This window comes from Zoogloea sp. 1C4 (assembly GCF_009469605.1).
Classification (GTDB): Bacteria; Pseudomonadota; Gammaproteobacteria; order Burkholderiales; family Rhodocyclaceae; genus Zoogloea; species Zoogloea oryzae.
In genome coordinates this window covers 286,939-311,301 of the sequence record NZ_SSXU01000005.1, presented here as the reverse complement: position 1 = coordinate 311,301, position 24,363 = coordinate 286,939, and the positions used below count along the sequence as shown (strand labels likewise).

Genomic DNA, 24,363 nt, shown 5'->3' with positions numbered 1-24,363 from the left:
GAAGTCCGACCTACAGGGGCAGGCTGTCACCGGGCTTGGGAAGCATCACGTCCTTCCAGCCCAGCCGGTCGCGGATGGCCTGGGCGAAGGTGGCCGAGGCTCCGGCCTCGCCGTGGATCACGCAGGTGTGGCGCGGCGGGGTATGAACGCCGCCGATCCAGTCCAGCAGCCCGGCCTGGTCGGCGTGGGCCGACAGCCCGCCCACCGTGTAAATGCGCGCCCGCACCGGCACCGGCTCGCCGAAGATATGCACCAGCCGGGCGCCATCCACCAGCCGCCGGCCGAGCGTGCCGGCCGCCTGGAAGCCGGCGATCAGCACGCTACACTCGCTGCGGGGCAGGTTCTCCCGCAGGTGGTATTTGATCCGTCCGGCCTCGCACATGCCGCTGGCCGAGATGATGATCGCCCCGCTGCGCACGTCGTTAAGCGCCCGGGAAGCCTCCACGTCGGCCACGAACTCCAGCTTCAGCTTGTTCGGGTGGGCCTTCAGCCATTCGAGCAGATCCCGCGTCTCGCTGTCGAGCAGCGCCGGGTGGGCCAGGGTGATGCGCGTCGCCTCGTTGGCCATGGGCGAATCCACGAAGACCTTGAGGGGCTCCAGCCTTCCCTGCCGCACCAGATCGGCCAGGATGTAGATGATCTCCTGGGTGCGCCCCACCGCGAAGGACGGGATCACCAGGTTGCCGTGGCAGGCCCGGGTGCGGCCGATCGCGGCGATGATCTCCTCCTCGGTCTCGGCCAAGGGGCGGTGCAGGCGGTCGCCGTAGGTGGATTCGATCAGCAGCAGATCGGCCGAGGGGATGATCGTCTCCGGGTCGTTCAGCACCGGCCGGTCGCGCATCCCGATGTCGCCGGAGAACACCAGCCGGCGCGGCCGGCCCTCGCCCGCGGCGGTTACCTCCAGCCACGCCGAACCCAGGATGTGCCCCGCATCATGAAAGCGCACCGCGATGCCCGGCGCCGGCTCGATGGTCCTGCCGTAGGGCGCCGGCTGCAGCAGGCCGAGGGTGGTCTGGGCCTGGGCCACGGTGTAGAGCGGCGCCACCACGCCCCGCTCGCTACCGCCCCGGCGGTGCTGGTGGCGCAGCTGCCACTCGGATTCCTTCTCCTGGATGTGGGCGCTGTCGGGCAGGAGTACCGCCAGCAGGTCGATGGTGGCGGGCGTGGCGTAGATCGGGCCGCGAAAACCCAGCACCGCCAGCCGCGGCAAGAGGCCGGAGTGGTCGATGTGGGCGTGGGTCAGCAGCACGAAGTCGATGTCCCGCACGTCGAAGCCGAAATCCAGCGCCCGGAGGTTCTTGGCCCGGGCCTCGCGCCCGCCCTGGAACATCCCGCAATCGACCAGGAAGCGGACATCGCCGGCTTCCACCAGAGTGCACGAACCGGTCACTTCGCCGGCCGCGCCAAAGAAACGGACTCGCATCTCGCAGTACCTCCTTGCGCATTCGAGTATGAGCGCCCGCCCCACGGATTGCAATGTCCGGCGTCAACACACCTCGTCCACCTCAAGGCTCGCACTTGGTGGTAGAACACCGTCCCCACGCCCGCCGACACGCCCCGCGCCCGATGAAACCCCGCCTGCTCCGCCTGCTTCACCTTGCTCACCGCTGGCTGGGCATCACCACCGGACTACTGATCCTCGGCTGGTTCGTCTCCGGCATCGTGATGCTCTACGTGCCCTTCCCCAAGCTGACGCCCGAGGAGCGGCTGGCGCATCTGGCGGCTCTCCGGCCGGACGCCATCCGGGTCAGCCCGGCCGTCGCGGCCCGCGCCTGCCCCCAGAAGCCCCGCAGCGTGCGGCTGGCGATGGCCGATGGCCGGCCGGTGTTTCACTTTGGCACCGCAGACGGCACCTGCAGCGTGTGGGCCGACGACGGCACGCCCGTGGCCGTCACCCGCGACGCTGCCGTCGCCGCCACCCGCCGCTTCGCCCCCGATGCGCCCATCGGCACGGTCAACACCGTCGAGCGCGACCAATGGACGGTCTACACCACCTACAACGCCCACCGCCCGCTGCTGCGTGTGTCGCTGGACGACGCGGCGGGCACCGATCTTTACGTGTCTTCCCGCAGCGGCGAGGTGCTGCTGGATACCACCCGCTTCGAGCGGGGCTGGAACTGGATCGGCACCGTCGCCCACTGGATCTACTTCACCCCCCTTCGCGGCGACGACACCACCCTGTGGCGCCAGCTGGTGCTGTGGCTGCCGGCCGCCGCGATGCTCACGGTGGCCGCCGGGCTCATCCTCGGCATCCAGCGCCTGCGCCTGCGACGGCGCTATCCGCGGGGCGCGGTCACGCCCTATCGGGGCTGGAAACGCTGGCACCACCTGCTGGGGGTGAGCGTGGGCGGACTCGCCGCCACCTGGCTGGTGTCGGGCTGGCTGTCGAATCATCCCTTCGGCCTGCTGGCCTTCAGCAGCCTGCCGAAGGGCGCCGCCCAGAAGCTGGCCGGCGTGGCGTTCAGCCCGGCGGACGACCTCGCCCTGCTCCACCGCCAGCTTGCCCAGGTGCCCGACGCCCGGGAGGCCGAGTGGTATCGCTTTGGCGGCCGGAGCTATCTGGAAGCACGCACCCCGGGCGCCATCCAACGCATCGACGACCAGGCCCGCCCGGCCGCGCCCTTCACGCCGGAAACCCTCGCCACCGCCATCGCGGCCATCGAGGGCCATACGGTCGCCAGCGCCGAGCTCATCCACGAGCCCGACCTGTACCACTACGGCCGACGCAATCAGGCGGTCTTCCCGGCCGCACGCATCCACCTGGCCGACGCCGAGGACACCACCTGGTATCTCGACCCCGCCACCGGCCGTGTTCTGTCCCGCATCGATGACGCCAACCGCCTGCACCGCTGGATCTTCAACGGCCTGCACCGGCTCGACATTCCGCCCCTGCACGCCCTGCCGACGCTCCGCGAAGGCCTCGCCACCGTACTGTGCCTCCTGGGCGCACTCCTCGCCGGGAGCGGCTGCGTGCTCGCGTGGAGACGGCTGCGCCACCGCAAGGCATCCGCCCGCTGAAAACGACAATGCCCGGCCCCTCCTCCAGGATTGACGTGTAGCCGCCGGTGGGCGGGGCACTGATCCTGATCCGCCCCAACCCCAGCCAGCCACCCCAAGACACTCGACGAGATCGCCGGCGGAGCGCTCATTACCCAAGCACTCAAACGCCATCCGGGTGCGGGTCGAATCCACCCTGACGGGCGCCGGGCGGCGGCTGAAGATCGCGCTCGAGATCGATGGCGTGGAGGCCAATCTCGTTCGGGTGGCCGAAGACATGGCCAGCGAAGTGCTGTCCCGTGAGGCCATCGCCACCAAGGCCGGCGAGTGGCTCGCCAACCCCGTCTCGCCACAGCCGCCAGCCCACCCCGGGGCCGTAGCGCAGCCCGCGCGCTCACCGGCACGCCTCACCTTGCCAGCCCCTCCACACGCGCGAGGCATGCCATACGGCCGGGCATCCCATCCGTTCCGCATCCCCCGCCCCCGAAAAACCCTCCCGCGCGGAGGGCCGCCGGGGCCGTCATCCGCCCCCGCCCACGCAGGATTTCGGCATCCACGGGGCCGCATTTTCCCGACAAATCAAAGGCCTGAGCCACCTTGCCGAAGTTTTTTCCTTGATTTTCCAGCCCACAAACACTACTACATGTAGTAGAAAAAAAAGTTTTGAAGCACTATTGATTTTTTTAAGTATTTGTTTTTAAACGTCAAAAAATTTTGCTCATTTCTTTCTCCGGGGGTAAGCTATGCGCCGACTTACATCATTACCGATCAGCCATCCAAGAGCCATGACCGCCACGACCAAAACCGCCAAAGTCCAGCCCGCCACCGCCGCCAACCTCGAACCGCAGGAGATCTCCGGCGAGGTCCTGCTGGAGAAATACGCCAAGGGCAACGAGCAGACCATCTCCGACGTGCGCCTGCGTGTCGCCCGTGCCCTGGCGGCGATGGAATCCGAAGAAAAGCGCCTGTTCTGGGAGACCAAGTTCCTGGAAGCCCAGGAGCGCGGCTTCGTGCCCGCCGGCCGCATCAACTCCGCCGCCGGCACCAACCTGGCCGCCACGCTTATCAACTGCTTCGTGCAGCCGGTGGGTGATTCGATCACCGAATCCGTCGACGGCCGCTGCGGCATCTACACCGCGCTGGCCCAGTCCGCCGAGACCATGCGTCGCGGCGGCGGCGTCGGCTACGACTTCTCCTCCATCCGTCCGAAGGGCGCGATGGTGCGCGGCACCCAGTCCAACGCCTCCGGCCCGGTCTCCTACATGCGCGTCTTCGACCGCTCCTGCGAGACCGTCGAATCCGCCGGCTCCCGCCGCGGCGCCCAGATGGGCGTGCTGCGCTGCGACCACCCGGACATCGAGGAATTCATCCACGCCAAGGATCACGGCGACCTCACCAACTTCAACGTCTCCATCGCCGTGACCGACCTGTTCATGCAGGCCGTTGAAGCCGATGGCGACGTCGAGCTCGCCCACAAGGCCGAGCCGTCCAGCGACATCAAGGCCGCAGGTGGCTACCAGCGCGACGACGGACTGTGGGTCTACCGCAAGGTGCGCGCCCGTGACCTGTGGGATCAGGTCATGCGCTCCACCTACGACCACGCCGAGCCGGGCATCCTGTTCCTTGATCGCATGAACAAGGACAACAACCTTTACTACTGCGAGACCATCGAGGCCACCAACCCCTGCGCCGAGCAGCCCCTGCCGTCCTACGGCTGCTGCTGCCTGGGCTCGATCAACCTCACGCTGTACGTGAAGGACGCCTTCTCCGAGAAGGCCAGCTTCGACTTTACCGGCTTTGGCAAGACCATCGAAACCTCCATCCGGATGCTCGACAACGTCCTCGAAGCCACCCACTGGCCGCTCGAACAGCAGCACGCCGAAGCCCAGTCCAAGCGCCGTGTCGGCCTTGGCTTCACCGGCCTCGGCAACGCGCTGGCCATGCTGCGCCTGCGCTACGACACCGACGAAGCCCGCGCGATGGCCACCCAGATCTCCGAGTTCATGCGCGACCAGGCCTACCTGGCCTCCGTCGAGCTCGCCAAGGAGCGCGGTGCCTTCCCGCTGTTCAACGCCGACATGTACCTCTCCGGCGGCAACTTCGCGTCGCGCCTGCCCACCGAAGTGAAGGACAAGATCCGCAAGCACGGCCTGCGCAACTCGCACCTGCTGTCGATCGCCCCCACCGGCACCATCAGCCTGGCCTTCGCCGACAACGCCTCCAACGGCATCGAGCCGCCGTTCTCCTACACCTACACCCGCAAGAAGCGGATGGCCGACGGCACCTTCAAGGAGCACGCCGTCGAGGACTACGCCTGGCGCCTGTACCGTCACCTGGGCGGTGACGTGAACAAGCTGCCCCCGTACTTCGTGACCGCGCTCGAGATCTCCGCCAAGGCCCACAAGGACATGGTCGCGGCCGTCGCCCCGTTCATCGACACCTCCATCTCCAAGACGGTGAATGTGCCCGAGGACTACCCCTACGCCGAGTTCGAGAACCTCTACCTCGACGCCTGGAAGTCCGGCCTCAAGGGCCTCGCCACCTACCGTCCCAACAGCGTGCTGGGCTCCGTGCTGTCGGTCACCCCGAGCAGCGAGCAGAAGCAGCCGCAGGATGTCGAGATGTCCGACGACACCAACCGTCGTCTGTCCATCAAGAACCTGCCGGCCCCGGTGCTCTCGTCCCTGCGCTGGCCGGGCCGCCCGGATCTGCCGGATGGCAACGCCGCCTGGACTTACATGCTCAACACCCCGCAGGGCAACTTCGCCCTCTTCGTGGGTCACATGGACCCGGTCGAGGACAGCCCCGCCAAGGGCGCCTTCCCGTTCGAAGTGTGGGTGAATGGTGCCGACCAGCCCCGTGGCCTGGGCGCCGTCGCCAAGACCCTGTCGATGGACATGCGCGCCAACGACCGTGGCTGGCTCAAGCTCAAGCTCGAGGCCCTCGCCAAGACCGTCGGCGAAAAGCCCTTCGAGCTGCGCTTCCCGCCCCACGGCGAACAGAAGCTGATGCCGGGCGTCGTCTCCGCCTTCGCCCAGGTCGTGCGCTACCGCTGCGAGAAGCTCAACGCCCTCGAAGGCGATCTGCCGACCCCGGTGCTCGACAGCGTGTTCAGCCTGCAGGAGCCCAAGACCGGCACCGACGGCACCCTGTCCTGGACTGTCGACATCCAGAACCCGGCCACCGGCGAAGACTTCGTGCTCGGCCTCAAGGAAATCACCCTGCCGGACGGCGTGACCCGCCCCTACTCCATGTGGCTGTCGGGCAACTACCCGCGCGCCCTGGACGGCCTGACCCGCATCCTGTCCCTCGACATGCGCGTGATGGACCCGGCCTGGATCGGCATGAAGCTGCGCAAGCTCATCGACTACCCGGAACCCCTGGGTGACTTCATGGCCTTCGTGCCCGGCACCCGCCGTCAGCAGAACTGGCCCTCCACCGTCGCCTACATGGCCGCGCTGGTGATCCACCGCTACGCCATGCTGGGCGTGCTCGACGAAGCCGGCTACCCGACCCGCGAGATGGGCATCCTCGAAGCCCCCCGCGACACCAACGAGCCCAAGCTGATGCAGGGCGCCCTGTGCAGCGAATGCGGCAACCACTCCGTGATCCGCAAGGACGGCTGCGACTTCTGCACCGCCTGCGGCGCAGTCGGCACCTGCGGCTGATCCAGCCCTGCCCACGCAAAACGGCCCCTCTCCGGAGGGGCCGTTTTCGTTGGATGGTGGCAAACGGCGTGCCGCTCATACCCGATAGCCCTCCTCCCGCAGCACCTGGCTCACCGCCGGGCGCGCCAGCATGCGGCGGAAGTGGGCCGCGCAGTTGGGCGGCAGCGGCAGCTTCAGCCGGTCGGCCCAGAACTCCGTGTAGAACAGCGCCGCGTCGGCGATCGAGAAGGTGCCGGCCAGGTATTCCCGCCCGGCGAGCAGGCCATCCATCACCGCGAAGCCGTCCGCAACGATCTGCCGCCCGCGGGCCTGCACCGCGTCGTGGTCAGCCAGGTTGGGGGTGAAGCTGGCGGTGGTGAAGATCCGCGTGAAGCCCTGGCCGTGGATGGTGCCGACCGCGTGGTTCATCGCCTCCAGCACGCGCACCTCGCCCTCGGCATCGGTGGGCAGCAGCCCGCGTCGCGGGTACTGACGGGCCAGCCACCAGGCGATCGCCTGAAACTCGGTGATCGCCGTGCCATCGTTACGCACCAGGGTCGGGATGGTGCCCTTCGGGTTGATCGCCAGGTAGTCGGGCTTGAGGTGGTCGCCCGCGGGCAGATTGACGATGTAGGCCTCGAACACCGCGCCCACCTCTTCGAGCAGGATGTGGATGCCGGTAGAGCACGAGCCGGGGGTCATGTAGAACTTCATGGGCAAGCCTTGCAGGTGGCGGGACAAGCGCCACGTGCAAGATCAATGCCATCAGCCTGGGCCGGGCGGCACCCGCCTGGCGCGGCCCGGGCGCCCGCAAAGCCTTGTCGGCAAGGCGCCGAAAAGGGCCGGCGGATTGTCGCAATCCGCTCAGGCGCCGGGGTCAACTACGGCGGCTGATCCGGCCGAGGATCGCCGCCGGGATGTCGGTGAGCGGCAGCACCTTGTCCACCCCGCCCAGCTTCACGGCTTCCTTGGGCATGCCATAAACCACGCAGCTGGCTTCGTCCTGGGCCACCGTCCAGGCGCCGGCGTCGTGCATTTCCTTGAGGCCGCGGGCGCCGTCGTCACCCATCCCGGTCATGATGACGCCCACCGCGTTGCGGCCGGCAAAGCGCGCGGCAGACCGGAACAGCACATCCACCGACGGCCGGTGACGGCTCACCGGCGGGCCGTCGATCACGTCGACCACGTACTGCGCGCCGCTACGCTTGAGCAGCATGTGCCGCCCGCCCGGCGCGATGAGCACCCGGCCCGGCATCACCCGGTCGCCATGGCGGGCCTCGCGGACTTCCACCTCGCACAGGCCATCAAGGCGCTGGGCAAAGGCGCCGGTGAACTTCTCCGGCATGTGCTGCACCACGACGATCCCCGGCGACACCCGGGGCAGCGCCCGCAGCACGGATTCCAGCGCCTGGGTGCCGCCGGTGGAGGTGCCGATGGCCACCACCGTCTCGGTAGTCTGCGCCATCGCCGAGCCCGCGGGCAGGATCGCGTCGGCTGAGAGCTTGGGCGCCACAGGGTTCGGTGCAGGGGCGCTCGGCACCAGGCGCCGCACGTTGGACCGGGCCGCGGCCTTCACCGCGCTGATGAGATCGTCGGAGCAATCGTGGAGAAACTGCTTGAGCCCCACCTTGGGCTTGGTCACCACGCACACGGCGCCGGCCGACAGGGCCTGCAGCGCCGTCTCCGAGCCTTTCTCGGTGAGGGTCGAGCAGATCACCACCGGCGTTGGCCGTTCGGCCATGATCCGGCGCAAGAAGGTGATGCCGTCCATCCGCGGCATCTCCACGTCGAGGACGATCACGTCGGGCCACTGGGCCTTCATCTTCTCGAGGGCGAACACCGGGTCCACGGCGGCACCGATCACCTCGATGCCGACATCCTCATCCAGCGTGGCGGACAGGACCTGACGGACCACCGCCGAATCGTCGACGATCATCACCTTGATGGTGGGCATGGGGAGATTCCTTTTCTGGTTGTTCTTGAAGGGCCCGGCAGCACGCCGTGCCGCATGGTGACGCGGCCGCTCCACACATCGAAGATCAGGTGACGGTGGCCGTAGCCTTCCACATGGGTTGCGCTGCACAGCAGGCGGTGCCGCTCCACCAGCCGCAGGGCCGCCTCCACGTTCTGGCGGCCCACCGACTTCGATGTGGCGCCGCTCACCACACCGGGGAACATGTCGCCGCCGCCAAAGAGCCGCACCCGCACGCCGCTGGTGTCCAGCCCCGCCCGGTGGATCTCGTCGAGCAGCAGCCCGAAGGCCTCGTCGCCGTAGCGCCCGTCGGGCCTGCGGCCGTGGCGCTCACCGCGGGTGGGCAGCATGAAGTGGCACATGCCACCCACCCGCGCCCCGGGATGCCAGAACACCGCCGACACGCAGGAGCCGAGCACGGTGCGGATGCGCGTGTGCCTGTCGCCGAAATACCATTCGCCCGGCTGCAGGAAGATCTCGACGACCCCGTCGGGCATGCGCATGGGTTCAGGCCGCCGGCTTGCGATAGATCGACGGGCGGACGGTCTTCAGCGCATCGGAGACGCCGTTGAGGTTCTCCGAATGGCTGAGCATGAAATAGCCCCCCGGCCGCAGCAGCGGCAGGATGCGCCGGATCACCTGACGCTTGGTTTCCAGGTCGAAATAGATCATCACGTTGCGCAGGAAGATCACGTCGAACTGGCCGATGTCCGGCAAGGCGGCGTTCAGGTTGATCTGGCGGAAGTTGATGCGCCCGCGCAGCTCGGGCTTCATCATGAAAGTGCCGTCCTGGCTGCCGATGCCCTTCAGGCAGTACTTCGCCAGCAGCGGCCGGGGGATGCCCGCCGCGTCGTCCATCGGGTAACGCCCCTCCCGCGCATGGGCCAGCACGCGGGTGGAGAGGTCCGACGCGACGATTTCCCACGGGCGCCCCGCCAGCACCTCGGCCATCACCATGGCGATGGTGTAGGGCTCCTCGCCGCTGGAGCAGGCGCCGCTCCACACCCGCACCGTGCTCTGCCCCTTCAGTTCGGGCAGGGCGTGGCTGCGCAGGAAGTCGAAATGCTTGGGCTCGCGGAAGAAGTAGGTCTCGTTGGTGGTCAGCAGATCCACCGCGACCTGGCGCTCATCGGAATCGGCCTGCACCCGCTTCAGGTAGCTGCCGTAGCCGTCCAGATCCAGCTGGCGCAGCCGGCGGGCCAGCCGCCCGGCCACCAGCTGCTTCTTGGCGTCGGACAGGCTAATCCCCGCCAGCGAGTACATCATCGCGCGGAACTGACCGAACTCCCGATCCGTCAGCTGGCCCTGCAGACCCATGACGTGGCCCCGGACGGCGGTCGTCGTCATGGCTTCAGACCACAACGCTGCTGGCAAGACGCGGCAAGGCGCCGGCGTCCACCGGCTGCCCGTGCCGCGACAGCTCGTCGAGCGCCGACAGCTCGTCCGTGGACAGCACCGCCTCCACGTTGAGCAGGATCACGAAGCCGCCGCCCACCTTGCCCATGCCGCGGATGAAATCCGCCCGGATGCGCGCGCCAAAGGCCGGCGGCGGCTCGATCTCGCCGGGCGGGATCTCCAGCACCTCGCTCACCGTATCCACCACGATGCCCAGCACCTGGCACTCGTCGCTGCCGCTCATCTCGATGATGACGATGCAGGTGCGCCGGGTGACCTCGGTGGGCTGGCCGCCGAAGCGCGCCTTCAGGTCGATCACCGGCACCACCGCGCCACGCAGGTTGATGACGCCGCGGATGCTCCGCGGCATCATCGGCACGGTGGTCACCTGACCGTACTCGATGATCTCCTTCACGCTGAGGGTCTCGACGGCGTACATCTCGCCGCCCAGGGTGAAGGTCAGGTACTGGCGGGGCTCCAAGGCCACCGCTGGCAGGTCTTTCCTGGCAAGCGTGGCCATCGCTCAGCCCTCGAACTGGACAAACTCGGTTTCAAAGATCGGCGCCCGACCGGACTGGCGACGGCTCTCGGCACGGCTGGCGGCCTCGGCGCGGGCGGGCCGTGCCCGATGGCCGCTGGCAAGCTTGAAGTAGGCCATCGCCTTGCTCAGCTGCTCGGCCTGGGCGCTCATCTCTTCGGCGGTGGCCGCAAGCTCCTCGGAGGCCGAGGCGTTCTGCTGGGTGGTCTGGGAGAGCTGGGCCATGGCCGAGTTGATCTGGCCGACACCGGAGCTCTGCTCGTCCGACGCGGAGGCGATCTCCTGGACCAGATCGGAGGTCTTGGTGATGCTCGGGATGATCCCTTCGAACAGCGTCCCGGCCCGTTCGGCCAGGGCCACGCTGCTCTTGGCAGTCTCGGAGATCTCCTGGGCCGCCACCTGGCTGCGCTCGGCCAGCTTGCGCACCTCGGCCGCCACCACCGCAAAACCCTTGCCGTGCTCGCCGGCCCGGGCCGCCTCGATGGCTGCATTGAGCGCCAGCAGATTGGTCTGGTAGGCGATGTCGTCGACGATGCCGATCTTGTCGGCGATGCTCTTCATGGCCTCGACGGTGGAGCGCACGGCCTCACCGCCCTCGATCGCCTCCTTGGCCGCCTTGGCCGCCATGCTGTCGGTAAGGGTGGCGTTCTCGCTGTTCTGGGTAACGGAGGCCGACATCTGCTCCATCGACGCCGAGGTCTCCTCGACGCTCGCTGCCTGCTCGCTGGACGACTGGGACAGGCTCTGGGCGGTGGCGCTCACCTCTTCCGATGCGCTGGAGAGCGAATCGGCCGAGCTGCGCACTTCGGTGATGATGGACGTGAGCCGCTCGTTCATGATCTTCACGTTGTAGAGCAGGCTGGTCGTGTCGCCGGCCTTGGTGTCGACGGTCAGCGTCATGTCGCCTTCGGCAATCTTCGACACCACCTGGGCCGCGTAACCCGGCTCGCCGCCCAGCTGCTGCATCAGGTTGCGGGTGATCAGCACACCGATGAGCGACACCGCAACCAGCGTGGCCGCACCAATCCCCATCGCCACCCAGCGGGCGCTGGCGATGCTGTGGGCAGCGTCCTCGGCGGTCTTCCGGCCCAGTTCGGCGTTGTACTGGCGGTGCTCCTCGAAGGCATCCCACAGGCGGGCCATCGTGGCCTGGTTGGCCATCAGCAGGTCCCGCGCCTCTTCCATCTTGTTCACCCGCGAGAGCACATAGACCCGATCGCGAAGCTGGTCGAACTCGGCGAGCGCAGCCCGGTCGGCCGCGAGCAGGCTCTTGTCCTTCTCGTCACTGAGGAGGCCTTCGTACTTCTTCAGGGCTTCGTCGATCTTGCGGTGGTTGGCGGCGATCTTCTCTTCGAGGCCGGTCATCACCGCCGTGTCGGACGCGGCGATGTGCTGCCACAGCTGGGTGCGGGCGGCAGCCATCGGTGCGAACGCCGCGTCCAGCGTGAGGACGCTGGGCACCACGATCTCATTGGCGTAGTTGGTGGTTTCATAGACCCGGCTCATCTGGGTCAGGCTGACGGTGGCCAGAAGGATGATCCCGAACGCAGCGGACAGGATCAGGGACAGCATTTTCTTGCTGACGGTCATGATGATTCTCCAAAGGGTGGCCGACGGCTCAAGCCGCCGACAGGGTGGAAGACAGGTGACGGGAGACGGGTTGGCGCTCGGTCACCTGCCGAACCAGCCCGGGAACATCGAGGATCAGGGCAACTTCTCCGCTGCCGAGAATGGTGGAACCGCCGATGCAGCGGATATGACTGAAAACCTTGCCGAGCGGCTTGATGACGGTCTGGAACTCGCCGAAGAGCTGATCGACCACCAGCCCGGCGCGCTCCCCGGCGTACTGCACTACCACCACGTTCTCGCGGCGGGGCGCTTCGCCCGGGATGTCGAACAGGTCGCGCAGGCGCACGAAGGGCAGCACCTCGCCGCGCAGGTTGAGGTAGCTCGCGCCCTGCTCGGGTTTGTCCTTTTCGGGCAGCTCGATGCACTCCAGCACCTGCTCCAGGGGCACCACGTAGGACGCGCTGCCGGCCCCGATGAGAAAGCCTTCGATGATGGCCAGCGTCAGCGGTAGGCGCAGGCGCACCGTGGTGCCCTGCCCTTCCACGCTGTCCAGATCCACGGTGCCCCGCAGCGCCAGGATGTTGCGCTTGACCACATCCATCCCCACACCACGCCCCGAAAGGTTGCTGACCTGCGCCGCGGTGGAGAAGCCGGGCTCGAAGACGAGGCCAAAGATCTCCTTGTCCGACAGCACCTGGCCTTCGCCCACCAGCCCGCGCTCGACCGCCTTCTGCAGGATGCGCTCCTTGCGCAGCCCGCCGCCGTCGTCGCTCACCTCGATGACGATGCTGCCCGACTCGTGATAGGCGTTCAGGCTGAGCCGGCCCTGCCGCGGCTTGCCGCGGGCGGCGCGCACGTCGGCCGGCTCGATGCCGTGGTCCAGGGCGTTGCGCACGATATGGGTGAGCGGATCGCCGATCTTCTCGACGACGGTCTTGTCCAGCTCGGTTTCGCCGCCGCGGATATCGAGCTGGATGTCCTTGCCCAGCTCGGCGGCCACGTCCCGGACGACCCGGCGGAAGCGGCTGAAGGTGGCGCCGATCTGCACCATGCGCAGGTTGAGCGCCGAATCGCGCACGTCCTCCACCAGCCGCGACAGCACGCCGGTGGCTTCTACCAGCGCGGGCACCTTGACCCGCCGCGCCACCAGCTGGGCGCCAGCCCCGGCGATGATGAGCTCGCCCACCAGGTTGATGAGCTGGTCGAGCTTGGCGGCGTCCACCCGGATCAGGGTCGGCTCGCCAGCCCGGGCCTTCCGGGCTTCCTGCTGGTGGTCGAGGGCCGCATCCACCAGCGGCGCATCCACCAGCTGCTGCTCGACGAGCACCTCGCCGATCAGCGGGGGAAGCTCGCCAGTGATCTGGCAGGCTTCGGCGCGGGCCTCCTGGGTGCGCAGGGCCAGGGCCAGCTCGTCGGCGGTGAGCGAACCGCAGCGGACGAGCATCTCGCCCAGCAGCAGCTTGTCGTCCGGCAGGTCGCGGACCAACGCCCGGTAATCGTCCAGCGGGCCGTAAGGCGGGATGATCCGGACCAGGCTGTCCTCCCGCACGAAATCGAAAGCGCCATTCACCGTGGCGGCGTCGGCCTGGCTGGCAAAGCTGAGGTCGAAGCCGAGATAGCAGGTTTCGGGATCAAGGGCCGACAGGGGCGGAACGCCACCGATCACGGTCTCGAGGCTGACGATCTCGCCGAGGGTGCCCAGGTAGTTCAGGATCGACAGCGGGTCCATGCCGTTACGCAGCAGGTCGGCACCCGGCCGCATCGACACGTGCCACAGGCCGCTGGCCACGGTGTCCGCGCCCGCAGCCATAAGATGCTCGGCCGGGTTCCCGGCGACGGCGGCGTCGGTCCCCGCCGACTGCGCACCCGGAGTGGCACCCCGGTCGAGGACCGCCTGCAGCCGGGCGGTGAGCGCCGTGCTCCGGGCGCTGATCGCGTCGTCTGGCGCCTCACCGGCGGCCAGGCCGTCGATCAATGCGCCCAGCTGGTCGCAGACTTCCAGAAACAGCGCCCCGAAGGCCGGCTCGAAGGCGAGCTGGTGGGCGCGGATCCGATCAAGCACGCTCTCCGCCACGTGGGTGAAGGCCACGATGTGGTCCAGCGAGAACAGCCCCGCCGAGCCCTTGATGGTGTGCGCCGCGCGAAAGATCGCGTTGATGGTTTCGGGGTCGTCGGCGTTGCCCTCGACTTCCAGCAGCGCGTCTTCCATCTGCTGGAGCAGTTCGCGGCTCTCGGCGATGAAGGTCTGGAGCGGATCTTCGAAATGGTCGGTCATGGTCGGCAGCTCCGCGTGTCAGGCCTGAGCCGCCGGCTCGAGCTCGAAGAATCTAAGCAGGCGACAGAACTCGAACGCCTCCAGAACCCGCTTGCTGGCGGCGCGCACATTGAAGCCCCGGTCGCCGTCGGCCGCCTCCAGGCGCAGCGAGACCAGCAGCTGAATGCCCGCCGCGTCGATGTCGCTGACGCCCGACAGGTCAAGCTCCACATCACCCGGCGCGGCCAGCGCGGCCAGCAACTCGTCACGCCATTCGCGGGCGGTGTAGATGGTCATCTCGCCAGTAATCACGACATGGCTGCTGCCAAGGTTCTTCAGATCGGATGCGTTCATGGTGTTCTCTCCTCCGGCAGGCGGATTCAGGGCAGGACCAGCTTGGCGACCGCGCCGAGCATCTGCTGCGGCTGGAAGGGCTTTACCACCCAGGCCTTGGCGCCAGCCGCCTGGCCCTCGCGCTTCTTGTCCTCGCCGGCCTCGGTGGTGAGCATGATCACCGGCGTGAAGCGGTAGGCCGGAAGCTGCTTAACCGCCTTCACGAAGCTGATGCCGTCCATGTTCGGCATGTTCACGTCGCTGATGATGAGATGCACCTTGCGGCCGTCCAGCTTGCCCAGGGCGTCCCGCCCGTCGCAGCCTTCCAGCACTTCGTAGCCTGCCCCGCGCAGCGCGATGGCGACGACCTGACGCAGGGACGCCGAGTCATCCACGATGAGGATGGTCTTTGCCATGTGTGTTTCCTTAAAAGAATGTGATGCCTGCTGCATCCTGGGCACGGGCCGCAGCCTCGCCCCGATGCAGGGAATGTTGTTCGGGTGTGGTGTAGGCGCGGGCCATCTCCACCATCCACATCCCGACGTCGATCGGTTGCGGGGCGATGCCGGATTGCTGGTCCGCACGCACACCGGCGAGGAGCCCCTTGAGCCGTCCCATGTCGGACTCCACATGCCCGAGCACCTGACTGACCCGGTCCTGGAACTGCAGCGCCACGAGCACCTCGCCGATCTCGCCCGCCACCATCTGCCCCTCGACAGTCAGCGACTGGGAGGCATCGACCAAATTTCCGGCTGCCGTGCGCAGGCGCTGTACCACCTGACCGATCTGCTGGCCGGATTCGCTCACCAGCAGCTGGTCGTCCCGGGCGTTGCGCTCGGAGACCGACAACACCTCATGGATAGCCCGCGTCGCTGAACTCACTGTCTCGCCGATCTTCCTGCCGGTATCGCCCGACGACGAAGACAGCTTGCGCACCTCGTCCGCCACCACCGCGAAACCTCGCCCCGCCTCGCCAGCCCGCGCTGCCTCGATGGCGGCGTTGAGCGCCAGCAGGTTGGTCTGCTTGGCCACATCGGCCACCTCGCCCGCCATCTGCTGCAGCGATTCGGTGATGCTGGCCAGCTGTGCCACCTGCTCGAGCAGCACCTCCTTGTGCGAGAGCGCATCCCGCAGGGCGGCAACAATCGTGTCGAGCTCCGTCTCGCTCATGTTGAGCAGTGCCACCAGATCCTCTCCGCTCGCCCCGCGCGACGTGGCCACCGCGGTCTCGACCCGCGTGGAGATGCCCGCAAAGCGGTTGGACAGCGCAGTGATGGCGTCTTCCGTCTGCTGACGGGCCTGAGCCACCTGCCCGCTCCACACGGGCAGCACTTCCTCGCACAGCGTGTCGAGCCCTTCCACTGGCGCCAGCATGGATTCCTGAGCCCGCAGCACATCGGCAAGCCGGGCCTCCGCCGCACTCAGCGCCTGCCAGTGGCGACGGGCTTGATGGCCACCGAGCAGCGCCACCGCGATCCACTGCAACACCGCCAGCGCCAGCACCTCCGGCCGCAGGCCCCCCACCACGACGAACAGCCCCGCACTCAATCCGCCCAGACCGATCCACGCCCATGGCAGACCGGGCCTTGCAACATTTGCCGCCTGCTCCCGGGCAATCCCTTGCGCCTGCATGTACGACTCCATCACCGCCCCTCCTCCAGACTCTGGCCAGTCCGTTCGTTTTCCCGCCGCCAATTGCGCAGAAATGCCTGCACCATGACCGTCAGCTCCGAGCTGTCGAGCGGGGTGCCCACTATCACCACCTCATCCGGCAGACGCTGGCGTACCCCCACCTTGTCCGCTTCCGATGCCACCAGCACCACCACCAGCATCGCGCGATCCCTGGCATGGGCGATCAGCGCATTGATCATCCGGAAGAAGTCCAGTCCGGTGACACCCAGATCGGTAATCAGCACCGTAGGCGCCATCTCGCCAATGCGGATCAGCCCTTCAAACCCATCCCCCACGCCAACCACGACACAGTCGGACAGCACCTCTTCCAGCCGGCGCTGCAAGGCCTGCCGCTCCTGCGGGTTCTCGCGAAGCACGAGTACGCCGAAGGGCGCATGGCGGGTCATGCCGGCCCGCTGCTGCTCGTCGAGCAGCCGTCCGACCGAACCCATCAGAATCCGGCGATGCCCGCCCGGCGTCTTCCATGCCTGCAACCGGCCGTCCTCGACCCAAAGCTGGGCCGTTCGCACACTGATGCCAAGCAAGCGGGCCGCTTCGCGGGTGGAACATGTCTGGGCGGAGAGAGCGTCTGTGGTCATAATCCTTACCTGTTTTATCGATATTATCATTTTTATTGTTTTAATCAATATTTTGTCGAATTTAACGTTTTTATGTTTCAGCGCAACCGCCGGCAGAACCGTAAAAGAGCGCAGGAATCGCGGTCAATTCAAATTTATCTTTATTTTTCAGTGCAATGCAAAGCCACACCGATCGGTACGACAATCTGACCCTAGGTGTCAGAATCCTGTTTCACAATCCAGGCCGGGGAAAGATGAATCGTTTTTGTTGTTTTTGTTATTAAAATCTTTTGTTTTTAGCGAATACCCCCCTCATCACAGCGAGGTCGCCCTGCCCACCTTGGGTATCAAGGGGCAACTGAAAGCCTTGAAGAACGGAATCTGAAGAAAGAAAAAGCCCCTGACCGGCATTCCGGACAGGGGCTTTGGGGATCACTCATGCGCACCGGCAGCTAACCGGCGGAAAGACAGTTCAACTCACAACGTCAACGAATGCGGCGCGCGGACCGACAGCACGGCATGCAGGAACAACGAACGGGGAACAGCTTCACCAGTCGGCACAACCGCCACCAGAGAATCCGCTGAGTTTGCGTCCGCCCGGGCTCATGGGCACCCGGAGGCCGACAAGCCTACGGGTTGCGCCAAGGTCGTGCGCTTGTGTTTCTGGAGCAGGCCCCAGACGAGGGCTGCCAGTTCGTGTCCGTCAATCGGCGGCTCCACCAGCACCACATCCCCGGGCAGACGGGCGCTCACCGCAGCCCTGTCAACGCCTGATGCCAGAAGAACCACGACCACCATCGGGTGCTCCCGGACATCGTCGAGCAGCGAATGAATCATCTGAAAGAAATCAAGGCCCGTGACGCCCAGATCCGTGATCAGCACATCCGGCCTGATCTCGCCGATCCGGATCAACCCTTCGAAGCCACTCGCCACCGCCCAGACCGTGCAGTCGGAGAGCACGCTGCCCAGCAACGCCTGCAGCGCACGCCGATCCCGGGCGTTTTCCTTGAGGATCAGCACACTTGAAGCATCAGGCCCGGATGTCGCTCCTGCGCGACGCTGCTCGTCCACCAGCCGCTCGACCGACTCGACCAGGATGCGGCGATGTCCTCCGGGCGTCTTCCATGCACGAAGCCGCCCATCCTCGACCCACAGCTGGGCCGTGCGGACGCTGACCCCGAGCAAGCGAGCGGCCTCGCGGGTGGAACAGGTCAGGGACGTCGAGGGGACTGGGTTCATGGGGGCGGACTGTTGTTTTCGTTATTATCGATTTTTATGTTTATTTGCGCAAATACGGCCATTTCACGCACATTCAACAAATACACAACTCAGTCGTCGCCCCTCCGCCAAACATCGGTACGTCGTGTCGTCCAGTCTGTCGGGTGCGCCCAAGAAAAAACCCCGCGCCCAGCAATGCTGGGACGCGGGGTTTGAATGCAGCAGCGCCTTGGGGCGCAGCGGCAGCTCTTACATCTCGACGGTATCCGCCACTTCAACGAAGGACGGGATCTGGTCGAAGTTCATGTAGCGGTAGATGTCGGCCGCCTTGGCGTTCACCACCTTGATGTTCTCCATGTACTCGGCCACGGTCGGGATCTTGCCGAGCAGCGCGCACATCGCGGACAGTTCGGCGGAACCCAGATACACGCGGGTGTCGATGCCGAGACGGTTCGGGAAGTTACGGGTGGAGGTGGACATGGCGGTCGAGCCCTTGCGGATCTGCGCCTGGTTGCCCATGCACAGGGAGCAGCCCGGCATTTCCATACGGGCGCCAGCCTTGCCGAGGACGCTGTAGTAGCCTTCTTCGGTCAGGATCAGGGCGTCCATCTTGGTCGGCGGGGCGATCCACAGACGGGTCGGGATGTCGGACTTGCCATCGAGCACCTTGCCAGCAGCACGGAAGTGACCGATGTTGGTCATGCACGAGCCGATGAACACTTCGTCGATCTTGTCGCCGGCGACTTCGGACAGCACCTTCACATCATCCGGGTCGTTCGGGCAGGCAACGATCGGCTCCTTGACGTCGGCCAGATCGATCTCGATCACGGCGGCGTACTGGGCGTTGGCATCGCCCTTTAGCAGGACGCCGTTGGCGATCCAGTCTTCCATGGCGTTGATTCGGCGCTTCAGGGTGCGGGCGTCTTCGTAGCCTTCGGCGATCATCCACTTCATCAGGGTGATGTTCGAACGCATGTACTCGACGATCGGCTCCTTGTTCAGGGCGATCGCGCAGGCGGCGGCAGAACGCTCGGCGGCGGCGTCGGACAGTTCGAAGGCCTGTTCGACCTTCAGATCCGGCAGACCTTCGATTTCGAGGATGCGGCCGGAGAAGACGTTCTTCTTGCCCTTCTTCTCGACAGTCAGCAGGCCGGCCTTGATGGCGTACAGCGGGATCGCGTTGACCAGGTCACGCAGGGTGATGCCCGGCTGCATCTGGCCCTTGAAGCGGACCAGCACGGATTCCGGCATGTCGAGCGGCATGACGCCGGTGGCGGCGGCAAAGGCGACCAGACCGGAACCGGCCGGGAAGGAGATGCCGATCGGGAAGCGGGTGTGGGAGTCACCACCGGTGCCGACGGTATCCGGCAGCAGCAGGCGGTTCAGCCAGGAGTGGATCACGCCGTCGCCCGGACGCAGCGCAACGCCGCCACGGGTGGAGATGAAGGACGGCAGCTCGCGGTGCATCTTGACGTCCACCAGCTTCGGGTAGGCGGCGGTGTGGCAGAAGGACTGCATCACCAGATCGGCGGAGAAGCCGAGGCAGGCCAGATCCTTCAGCTCGTCGCGGGTCATCGGGCCAGTGGTGTCCTGGGAGCCGACGGTGGTCATCTTGGGCTCGCAGTAGGTGCCCGGCAGGATGCCCTTGCCTTCCGGCAGGCCACAGGCGCGGCCGACCATCTTCTGGGCCAGGGAGTAGCCGGTGCCGGCGTCGGCCGGGTTCTGCGGCAGGCGGAACAGGGTGGACACCGGCAGGCCGAGGAATTCGCGGGCCTTGGTGGTCAGACCACGACCGATGATCAGCGGGATACGGCCGCCAGCGCGGACTTCGTCGAGGATGACGAGGGTCTTGAGCTGGGATTCGGCGATCACGGCACCGTTCTTGGTGGCGGTGACCTTGCCGGTGGCGCCGTCAACCTTCAGTTCGATCTCGTCGCCCATGTCCATCTGGCCGGCGTCGATTTCGATCGGCAGCGCGCCGGCATCTTCCATGGTGTTGAAGAAGATCGGGGCGATCTTGGAGCCCAGGCAGACGCCGCCAAAGCGCTTGTTCGGGACGAAGGGGATGTCTTCGCCGGTGAACCACAGCACGGAGTTGGTGGCGGACTTGCGGGAGGAACCGGTACCGACCACGTCACCGACGTAGGCGATCAGGTTGCCCTTGGCAGCCAGGGCTTCGAGCTGCTTGATCGGGCCACGGGAGCCCGGCTCGTCGGCTTCGATACCCGGACGCGGGTTCTTCAGCATGGCCAGGGCGTGCAGCGGGATGTCGGGGCGGGACCAGGCGTCCGGCGCGGGCGACAGGTCGTCGGTGTTGGTTTCGCCGGTGACCTTGAAGACGGTGAGCTTCTGGGAGGCCGGGACTTCCGGACGGGAGGTGAACCACTCGGCATCGGCCCAGGACTGGATCACGGCCTTGGCGTTGGCGTTGCCGCCCTTGGCCAGTTCGGCGACGTCGTGGAAGTAGTCGAAGACCAGAAGGGTCTTCTTGAGGCCTTCGGCGGCGGGGGCGCCACATTCGGCGTCGCCCAGCAGGTCGATCAGCGGCTTGACGTTGTAGCCGCCGAGCATGGTGCCCAGCAGTTCGGTGGCCTTGACCTTGGAAACCAGACCACAGGCCACTTCGCCCTTGGCGACCTTGGCCAGGAACTCGGCCTTGACCTTGGCGGCGTCATCCACGCCGGCGGGGACGCGGTAAGTCAGCAGATCTACCAGGAAAGCTTCTTCGCCGGCCGGCGGATTCTGCAGCAGTTCGACCAGAGCCTGGGTTTGCTGCTTCGACAGGGGCAGCGGCGGGATGCCGAGGGCGGCACGCTCGGCAACGTGCTGGCGGTAGGCTTCAAGCATGGGTAGATCCTTCCTAGACGATGGTTACATTACGGTGATGCTGTCTTGCGCGTTGGGCCGGGAAAACCCCGGGGCGCGTCTCCCTCACAGACCGGCCTTTGGTTTTTATAAGGCAGAGCCAAGTCTTATATATATTATATTTTAAAACTACCTCGATTGTGCGAACGCACAATCCAATTTTTCCAGCAAGTTCAACGGCTCCCGCACCATGCCGGTGCGTGCATCAAGCCTGGAGCACGCGCTCGACGGCGCCCAGCGTGATCGGCTTGATCAGCAGATCATCAAAACCCGCATCAATGAGCCGCTGCCTCTCTTCCGGGAGCGCATGGGCAGTATAGGCGATGACGCGCAGGCCGCCGAATCGGCCGTCGGCGCGGATGCGCGCGAGCACCTCTTCACCCGACATGCCGGGCATGCTGATATCCAGGAGCACGATGCTGAAGGACTCGGCATCCAGCTTGGCAAGCGCGTCCGGGCCATCCTCGGCCTGATCCGTGGTGTACCCGAGGCGGCTCACGAATGCGATCGCGAGGCGTCGGTTGATCACGTTGTCGTCTACAACGAGAACCCTTTTCAGGGAGGAGGACGAATCGCTCATGGAAAGTGCCTATCGGGACTGCGGGAGGGTGATCGGAAGGAACAGGGTGAATGTCGAGCCAACGCCCATGATCGACTGCACGACGAGATCGCCGCCCAGCAGATGCGCGAGCTCCCGCGCGAGGGCAAGACCAAGGCCGGTGCCACCGTGGTCACGGGTCAGGAATTGGTCCAACTGGCGGAATCTCTCGAAAATGACTTCCTGTGCCTCGGGCGGGATGCCCGGCCCGGTGTCGGAGACGGCGAAGGCAACCCGCTCGCCGTCCAGTGTCACGCGAAGGCCAATCCTGCCATTCTCTGTGAACTTGATCGCGTTGTTCAAGAGATTATTGAGAATCTGTCTTACCCGCTGGATGTCCATCGACAGCGACTCGGGCAGGTTGTCGGCCAGTTCGAGCTCCAGGGACAGCCCCTTGGCCTGCGCATGGGGGCGGTGGGCGCCAACAAGTTCGCGGGCAAGGCCGACCAGACCGTGGTTCGTCGACTTCAATTCGAGCCGCCCGGCCTCGATCTTCGCGAGGTCGAGCAGATCATTGACGATGTCCAGCAGGTGCTGGCCGGAGGACTGGATCGTGGTGGCGTACTCCAGATGGACCGGATCGGCCAGTTCGAGCTGCAGCAGTTCCGAATAGCCGAGGATGCCGTTGAGCGGCGTGCGCAGTTCGTGGGACATGCTGGCGAGGAAATCCGACTTGAGCTTGTTGGCCTCCTCCGCCCGGGTCCGGGCCTCCTCCGAGCGCTTGAACGATTCCTGCACCTCGTCGGCCATGCTGTTGAACGACTGGGCCAGTTGCCCCATCTCGTCGTCGGTCTGCACCTTCAGGCGATAGGACAACTCGCCCGCCTGGAAGCGCCCGAGGCCACCGATCATGGTGGTGATCCGGCGCGTGATGAACTGGGCCATCCAGATCGCCACGACGATCACCAGCGCCACCATCAGCAGCGTGGATAGCGTGAGCGCCCCGGCAGTCTGGGTCAGGTTCTCGGCGATGCCGTCCTGCAGCCCCTGGCGCTGGGCGAGGAGCGACTTGTCCATCTCGGCGATGCTCTGCCCGATGCGCTTGGCCGATTCGGTCGCCGCCCGGTGGAAGTCATCCACGTTGGCGCCGATGGTGACGATGCCGAAACCGCGCGGGGATTGGGCGTACTGGCCGGTGTAATACGGGATCGCCGCCGCGGTGGTCAGTTTCCAGAGGCCCGAGAAGAAGATCGCAAACGAGCCCGAGCCGCCCTTTTCGGTGAGCTGGTTCCAGCCCGCACACTGGGGCGAGAAGTTGAGGTAGCGACAGTCGAGCCCCACGGTGCCGGCCTTGATCAGTGCCACCGCCGGCTTCTTCTTGAGCGACTGCTCGTCGAAGGGTTTGACCGTCTCGAGGAAGTCCCGTGACGACTTGCCCGACGCCTGCCAGGCTTCGTAGAGCGACTGGTCCAGCCACGGCGTCACCGGCTCGCCGGTGGCCGGATCGTAACCGGGGATGAAGTAGTCCCGCGGGTGCGAGATCGCGCGGCTGCGGTGATCCCACATGAAGGCGTAGTTGCCGACGATGGCGTCGTTGATCGGGGTGTAGCGCGAATCGGTCGGGCTGATGTGGTCGGTGAACTCGCGGATGTGGTCGTGGTCGAGGGCGAGGGTCACGTAGCCGACGATCCTGCCGCCCCGCTGGACCGGCGTCGCCCACCGCACGATGCCGCGAAAGCGCTTGCCCACCGGGTTCTCGGTGCCCGCGTAGGCAGACTCCTCGGGCTTGAATTCGATGCCCGCCTTCTTGGCACTGGCCGGCAGATACGCGCCCACCACCTTGCTGCCCACGTAAGCGCCGATCACGTCAGAGACGAAGATCTCGCCCGGCTTGAGCTTCTTCAGCTCGGGCCAGTAGCGCTCGGCCTTCAGGAAGGTGTGGTGCGGATTGCTCACGTCACGCAGTTCGCCCGGCATGAGATCGCCGGTCACCACCTTCACCCGTTCCCTGCCCTGCAGGTCGACGAAGCTCATCTCCACAAACAGCGGACGGGGTTCCGCATGGCCAATGTATTCGGGCGGACGGGCGCTGAACGCCTTCGCGTTGTCGGCCAGCGCCTGGCGGGGGTCGGCCGCCAACGCCTCGTCCCATTCATCCGAAGCCGCGGGCTCCCAGCGGGTGCCGTCCTCGGCCAGCTGCCACTGCCCGTGGCGATGGATCGGCCGCAGCCGATACAGCAGGAAGTTGCGGTACGCGCCTTCGGAGGGCTCGATCAGGGATGCCTGGCGAATGTCCGAATCCCGGTCGTACAGAAAGCTGGCCACCGCCCGCGCGGTGTCGGTGGTGAGCCGCTCGATGGCGACCCGCGCCCGGTCGTCCAGGGCCTTGATCGAATCGTTGGTGGCGCCCTCGCCCACCTGTTTGACCGTCGCCAGCATCGACTCGGCCATTGCGCTCGCCCTGGCGCTCACCGTATCCCCGAGCCGCTGGGCCATCCCCCAGGCCAGCAGCGCCAACAGCAGCAACGGGAGCACCTTGATGACCACGAAGATCGCGATCAGTTTGCCCCGAATACCCATCCCCCGACTTTTCAATCCCATGCCTCCACCTCGCACCGTCCGGCCGGGCAAGCCACGCCCCGACTTCCAGCAACCGGAATGCTGATTATCTGCCCAAGATCGTTGACCTTGTCTCTAACGGCACCCATGCCGGAATCTCAAGGAATGGCATCGCGATTGCTTGCAGAGCCCACCCGCCTCATTCCAGAATGCCGCCTCCTGCTCCAAC

19 protein-coding genes are annotated in these 24,363 nt (G+C 66.2%); 2 read left to right on the top strand and 17 right to left on the bottom strand.

All coding sequences use genetic code 11. From position 1 onward, the window contains the following. Nucleotides 1-10 precede the first annotated feature (10 nt). Nucleotides 11-1,423: an MBL fold metallo-hydrolase RNA specificity domain-containing protein gene (locus tag GH681_RS08815; protein ID WP_153161092.1), complete on the bottom strand. Its 1,413-nt coding sequence runs from the start codon at nucleotides 1,421-1,423 to the stop codon at nucleotides 11-13. A gap of 143 nt (nucleotides 1,424-1,566) precedes the next feature. On the opposite strand from GH681_RS08815, the gene GH681_RS08810 reads away from it, so the two are divergent. Next, nucleotides 1,567-3,018, top strand: coding sequence for a PepSY domain-containing protein (locus tag GH681_RS08810; RefSeq protein ID WP_194271184.1), 1,452 nt, complete (start codon nucleotides 1,567-1,569; stop codon nucleotides 3,016-3,018). Nucleotides 3,019-3,160: 142 nt separating this feature from the next. Here GH681_RS08810 and GH681_RS08805 read toward each other — a convergent pair whose 3' ends face one another. Next, a complete protein-coding gene (locus GH681_RS08805) occupies nucleotides 3,161-3,364 on the bottom strand; it encodes a hypothetical protein (protein ID WP_153161090.1) in 204 nt (67 codons plus the stop codon). A gap of 418 nt (nucleotides 3,365-3,782) precedes the next feature. Between GH681_RS08805 and GH681_RS08800 the strand changes: the two genes are divergently transcribed. Next, a complete protein-coding gene (locus tag GH681_RS08800; protein ID WP_153161089.1) occupies nucleotides 3,783-6,665 on the top strand; it encodes an adenosylcobalamin-dependent ribonucleoside-diphosphate reductase in 2,883 nt (960 codons plus the stop codon). Nucleotides 6,666-6,740: 75 nt separating this feature from the next. Here GH681_RS08800 and GH681_RS08795 read toward each other — a convergent pair whose 3' ends face one another. The 15 genes from GH681_RS08795 to GH681_RS08725 form a co-directional block, all read right to left on the bottom strand. Next, on the bottom strand, nucleotides 6,741-7,358 hold the full coding sequence (locus tag GH681_RS08795; protein WP_153161088.1) for a glutathione S-transferase family protein: 618 nt from the start codon (nucleotides 7,356-7,358) through the stop codon (nucleotides 6,741-6,743). 163 nt (nucleotides 7,359-7,521) lie between these two features. Next, entirely contained in the window at nucleotides 7,522-8,598 is a 1,077-nt protein-coding gene (locus GH681_RS08790) for a chemotaxis response regulator protein-glutamate methylesterase (RefSeq protein WP_153161087.1), read from the bottom strand. After that, the gene (locus GH681_RS08785; protein WP_153161086.1) at nucleotides 8,580-9,119 is read right to left on the bottom strand and encodes a chemotaxis protein CheD; all 540 of its coding nucleotides are present in this window, start codon (nucleotides 9,117-9,119) and stop codon (nucleotides 8,580-8,582) included. Before GH681_RS08785 ends, GH681_RS08790 begins: the two co-directional genes overlap by 19 nt. 4 nt (nucleotides 9,120-9,123) lie before the next feature. Next, entirely contained in the window at nucleotides 9,124-9,963 is an 840-nt protein-coding gene (locus tag GH681_RS08780) for a protein-glutamate O-methyltransferase CheR (RefSeq protein ID WP_228111833.1), read from the bottom strand. A 4-nt stretch (nucleotides 9,964-9,967) separates the two neighbouring features. Then, nucleotides 9,968-10,531 carry a chemotaxis protein CheW gene (locus tag GH681_RS08775; RefSeq protein ID WP_153161085.1) on the bottom strand — a complete coding sequence of 188 codons (564 nt, stop codon included), beginning with the start codon at nucleotides 10,529-10,531 and terminating at the stop codon, nucleotides 9,968-9,970. Between the two features lie 3 nt (nucleotides 10,532-10,534). Then, the gene (locus tag GH681_RS08770; RefSeq protein WP_153161084.1) at nucleotides 10,535-12,139 is read right to left on the bottom strand and encodes a methyl-accepting chemotaxis protein; all 1,605 of its coding nucleotides are present in this window, start codon (nucleotides 12,137-12,139) and stop codon (nucleotides 10,535-10,537) included. A gap of 28 nt (nucleotides 12,140-12,167) precedes the next feature. After that, the gene (locus GH681_RS08765) at nucleotides 12,168-14,393 is read right to left on the bottom strand and encodes a chemotaxis protein CheA (protein WP_153161083.1); all 2,226 of its coding nucleotides are present in this window, start codon (nucleotides 14,391-14,393) and stop codon (nucleotides 12,168-12,170) included. Nucleotides 14,394-14,411: 18 nt separating this feature from the next. Beyond that, complete coding sequence (locus GH681_RS08760; protein WP_153161082.1) at nucleotides 14,412-14,726, bottom strand: lipid asymmetry maintenance protein MlaB; 315 nt, start codon at nucleotides 14,724-14,726, stop codon at nucleotides 14,412-14,414. Nucleotides 14,727-14,752: 26 nt separating this feature from the next. Further along, nucleotides 14,753-15,121, bottom strand: coding sequence for a response regulator (locus tag GH681_RS08755; RefSeq protein WP_153161081.1), 369 nt, complete (start codon nucleotides 15,119-15,121; stop codon nucleotides 14,753-14,755). Between the two features lie 10 nt (nucleotides 15,122-15,131). Then, nucleotides 15,132-16,349 carry a methyl-accepting chemotaxis protein gene (locus GH681_RS08750; RefSeq protein WP_153161080.1) on the bottom strand — a complete coding sequence of 406 codons (1,218 nt, stop codon included), beginning with the start codon at nucleotides 16,347-16,349 and terminating at the stop codon, nucleotides 15,132-15,134. Then, nucleotides 16,349-16,975, bottom strand: coding sequence for an excisionase family DNA-binding protein (locus GH681_RS08745; protein WP_153161079.1), 627 nt, complete (start codon nucleotides 16,973-16,975; stop codon nucleotides 16,349-16,351). Before GH681_RS08745 ends, GH681_RS08750 begins: the two co-directional genes overlap by 1 nt. A gap of 582 nt (nucleotides 16,976-17,557) precedes the next feature. Then, complete coding sequence (locus GH681_RS08740) at nucleotides 17,558-18,193, bottom strand: helix-turn-helix domain-containing protein (protein WP_153161078.1); 636 nt, start codon at nucleotides 18,191-18,193, stop codon at nucleotides 17,558-17,560. A 228-nt stretch (nucleotides 18,194-18,421) separates the two neighbouring features. Beyond that, complete coding sequence (acnB, locus tag GH681_RS08735; protein WP_153161077.1) at nucleotides 18,422-21,019, bottom strand: bifunctional aconitate hydratase 2/2-methylisocitrate dehydratase; 2,598 nt, start codon at nucleotides 21,017-21,019, stop codon at nucleotides 18,422-18,424. A 223-nt stretch (nucleotides 21,020-21,242) separates the two neighbouring features. After that, nucleotides 21,243-21,617, bottom strand: coding sequence for a response regulator (locus GH681_RS08730; RefSeq protein WP_194271183.1), 375 nt, complete (start codon nucleotides 21,615-21,617; stop codon nucleotides 21,243-21,245). A 9-nt stretch (nucleotides 21,618-21,626) separates the two neighbouring features. Continuing rightward, nucleotides 21,627-24,176 carry a HAMP domain-containing sensor histidine kinase gene (locus GH681_RS08725; protein ID WP_153161076.1) on the bottom strand — a complete coding sequence of 850 codons (2,550 nt, stop codon included), beginning with the start codon at nucleotides 24,174-24,176 and terminating at the stop codon, nucleotides 21,627-21,629. Nucleotides 24,177-24,363 lie beyond the last annotated feature (187 nt).

What these genes read in the sequence shown, in the direction of transcription:
- GH681_RS08815 (WP_153161092.1), bottom strand. Translation starts at nt 1,423, where the DNA reads ATGCGAGTCCGTTTCTTTGGCGCGGCCGGCGAAGTGACCGGTTCGTGC.
- GH681_RS08810 (WP_194271184.1), top strand. Translation starts at nt 1,567, where the DNA reads ATGAAACCCCGCCTGCTCCGCCTGCTTCACCTTGCTCACCGCTGGCTG.
- GH681_RS08800 (WP_153161089.1), top strand. Translation starts at nt 3,783, where the DNA reads ATGACCGCCACGACCAAAACCGCCAAAGTCCAGCCCGCCACCGCCGCC.
- GH681_RS08795 (WP_153161088.1), bottom strand. Translation starts at nt 7,358, where the DNA reads ATGAAGTTCTACATGACCCCCGGCTCGTGCTCTACCGGCATCCACATC.
- GH681_RS08790 (WP_153161087.1), bottom strand. Translation starts at nt 8,598, where the DNA reads ATGCCCACCATCAAGGTGATGATCGTCGACGATTCGGCGGTGGTCCGT.
- GH681_RS08785 (WP_153161086.1), bottom strand. Translation starts at nt 9,119, where the DNA reads ATGCGCATGCCCGACGGGGTCGTCGAGATCTTCCTGCAGCCGGGCGAA.
- GH681_RS08780 (WP_228111833.1), bottom strand. Translation starts at nt 9,963, where the DNA reads ATGACGACGACCGCCGTCCGGGGCCACGTCATGGGTCTGCAGGGCCAG.
- GH681_RS08775 (WP_153161085.1), bottom strand. Translation starts at nt 10,531, where the DNA reads ATGGCCACGCTTGCCAGGAAAGACCTGCCAGCGGTGGCCTTGGAGCCC.
- GH681_RS08770 (WP_153161084.1), bottom strand. Translation starts at nt 12,139, where the DNA reads ATGACCGTCAGCAAGAAAATGCTGTCCCTGATCCTGTCCGCTGCGTTC.
- GH681_RS08765 (WP_153161083.1), bottom strand. Translation starts at nt 14,393, where the DNA reads ATGACCGACCATTTCGAAGATCCGCTCCAGACCTTCATCGCCGAGAGC.
- GH681_RS08760 (WP_153161082.1), bottom strand. Translation starts at nt 14,726, where the DNA reads ATGAACGCATCCGATCTGAAGAACCTTGGCAGCAGCCATGTCGTGATT.
- GH681_RS08755 (WP_153161081.1), bottom strand. Translation starts at nt 15,121, where the DNA reads ATGGCAAAGACCATCCTCATCGTGGATGACTCGGCGTCCCTGCGTCAG.
- GH681_RS08750 (WP_153161080.1), bottom strand. Translation starts at nt 16,349, where the DNA reads ATGGAGTCGTACATGCAGGCGCAAGGGATTGCCCGGGAGCAGGCGGCA.
- GH681_RS08745 (WP_153161079.1), bottom strand. Translation starts at nt 16,975, where the DNA reads ATGACCACAGACGCTCTCTCCGCCCAGACATGTTCCACCCGCGAAGCG.
- GH681_RS08740 (WP_153161078.1), bottom strand. Translation starts at nt 18,193, where the DNA reads ATGAACCCAGTCCCCTCGACGTCCCTGACCTGTTCCACCCGCGAGGCC.
- acnB (WP_153161077.1), bottom strand. Translation starts at nt 21,019, where the DNA reads ATGCTTGAAGCCTACCGCCAGCACGTTGCCGAGCGTGCCGCCCTCGGC.
- GH681_RS08730 (WP_194271183.1), bottom strand. Translation starts at nt 21,617, where the DNA reads ATGAGCGATTCGTCCTCCTCCCTGAAAAGGGTTCTCGTTGTAGACGAC.
- GH681_RS08725 (WP_153161076.1), bottom strand. Translation starts at nt 24,176, where the DNA reads ATGGGATTGAAAAGTCGGGGGATGGGTATTCGGGGCAAACTGATCGCG.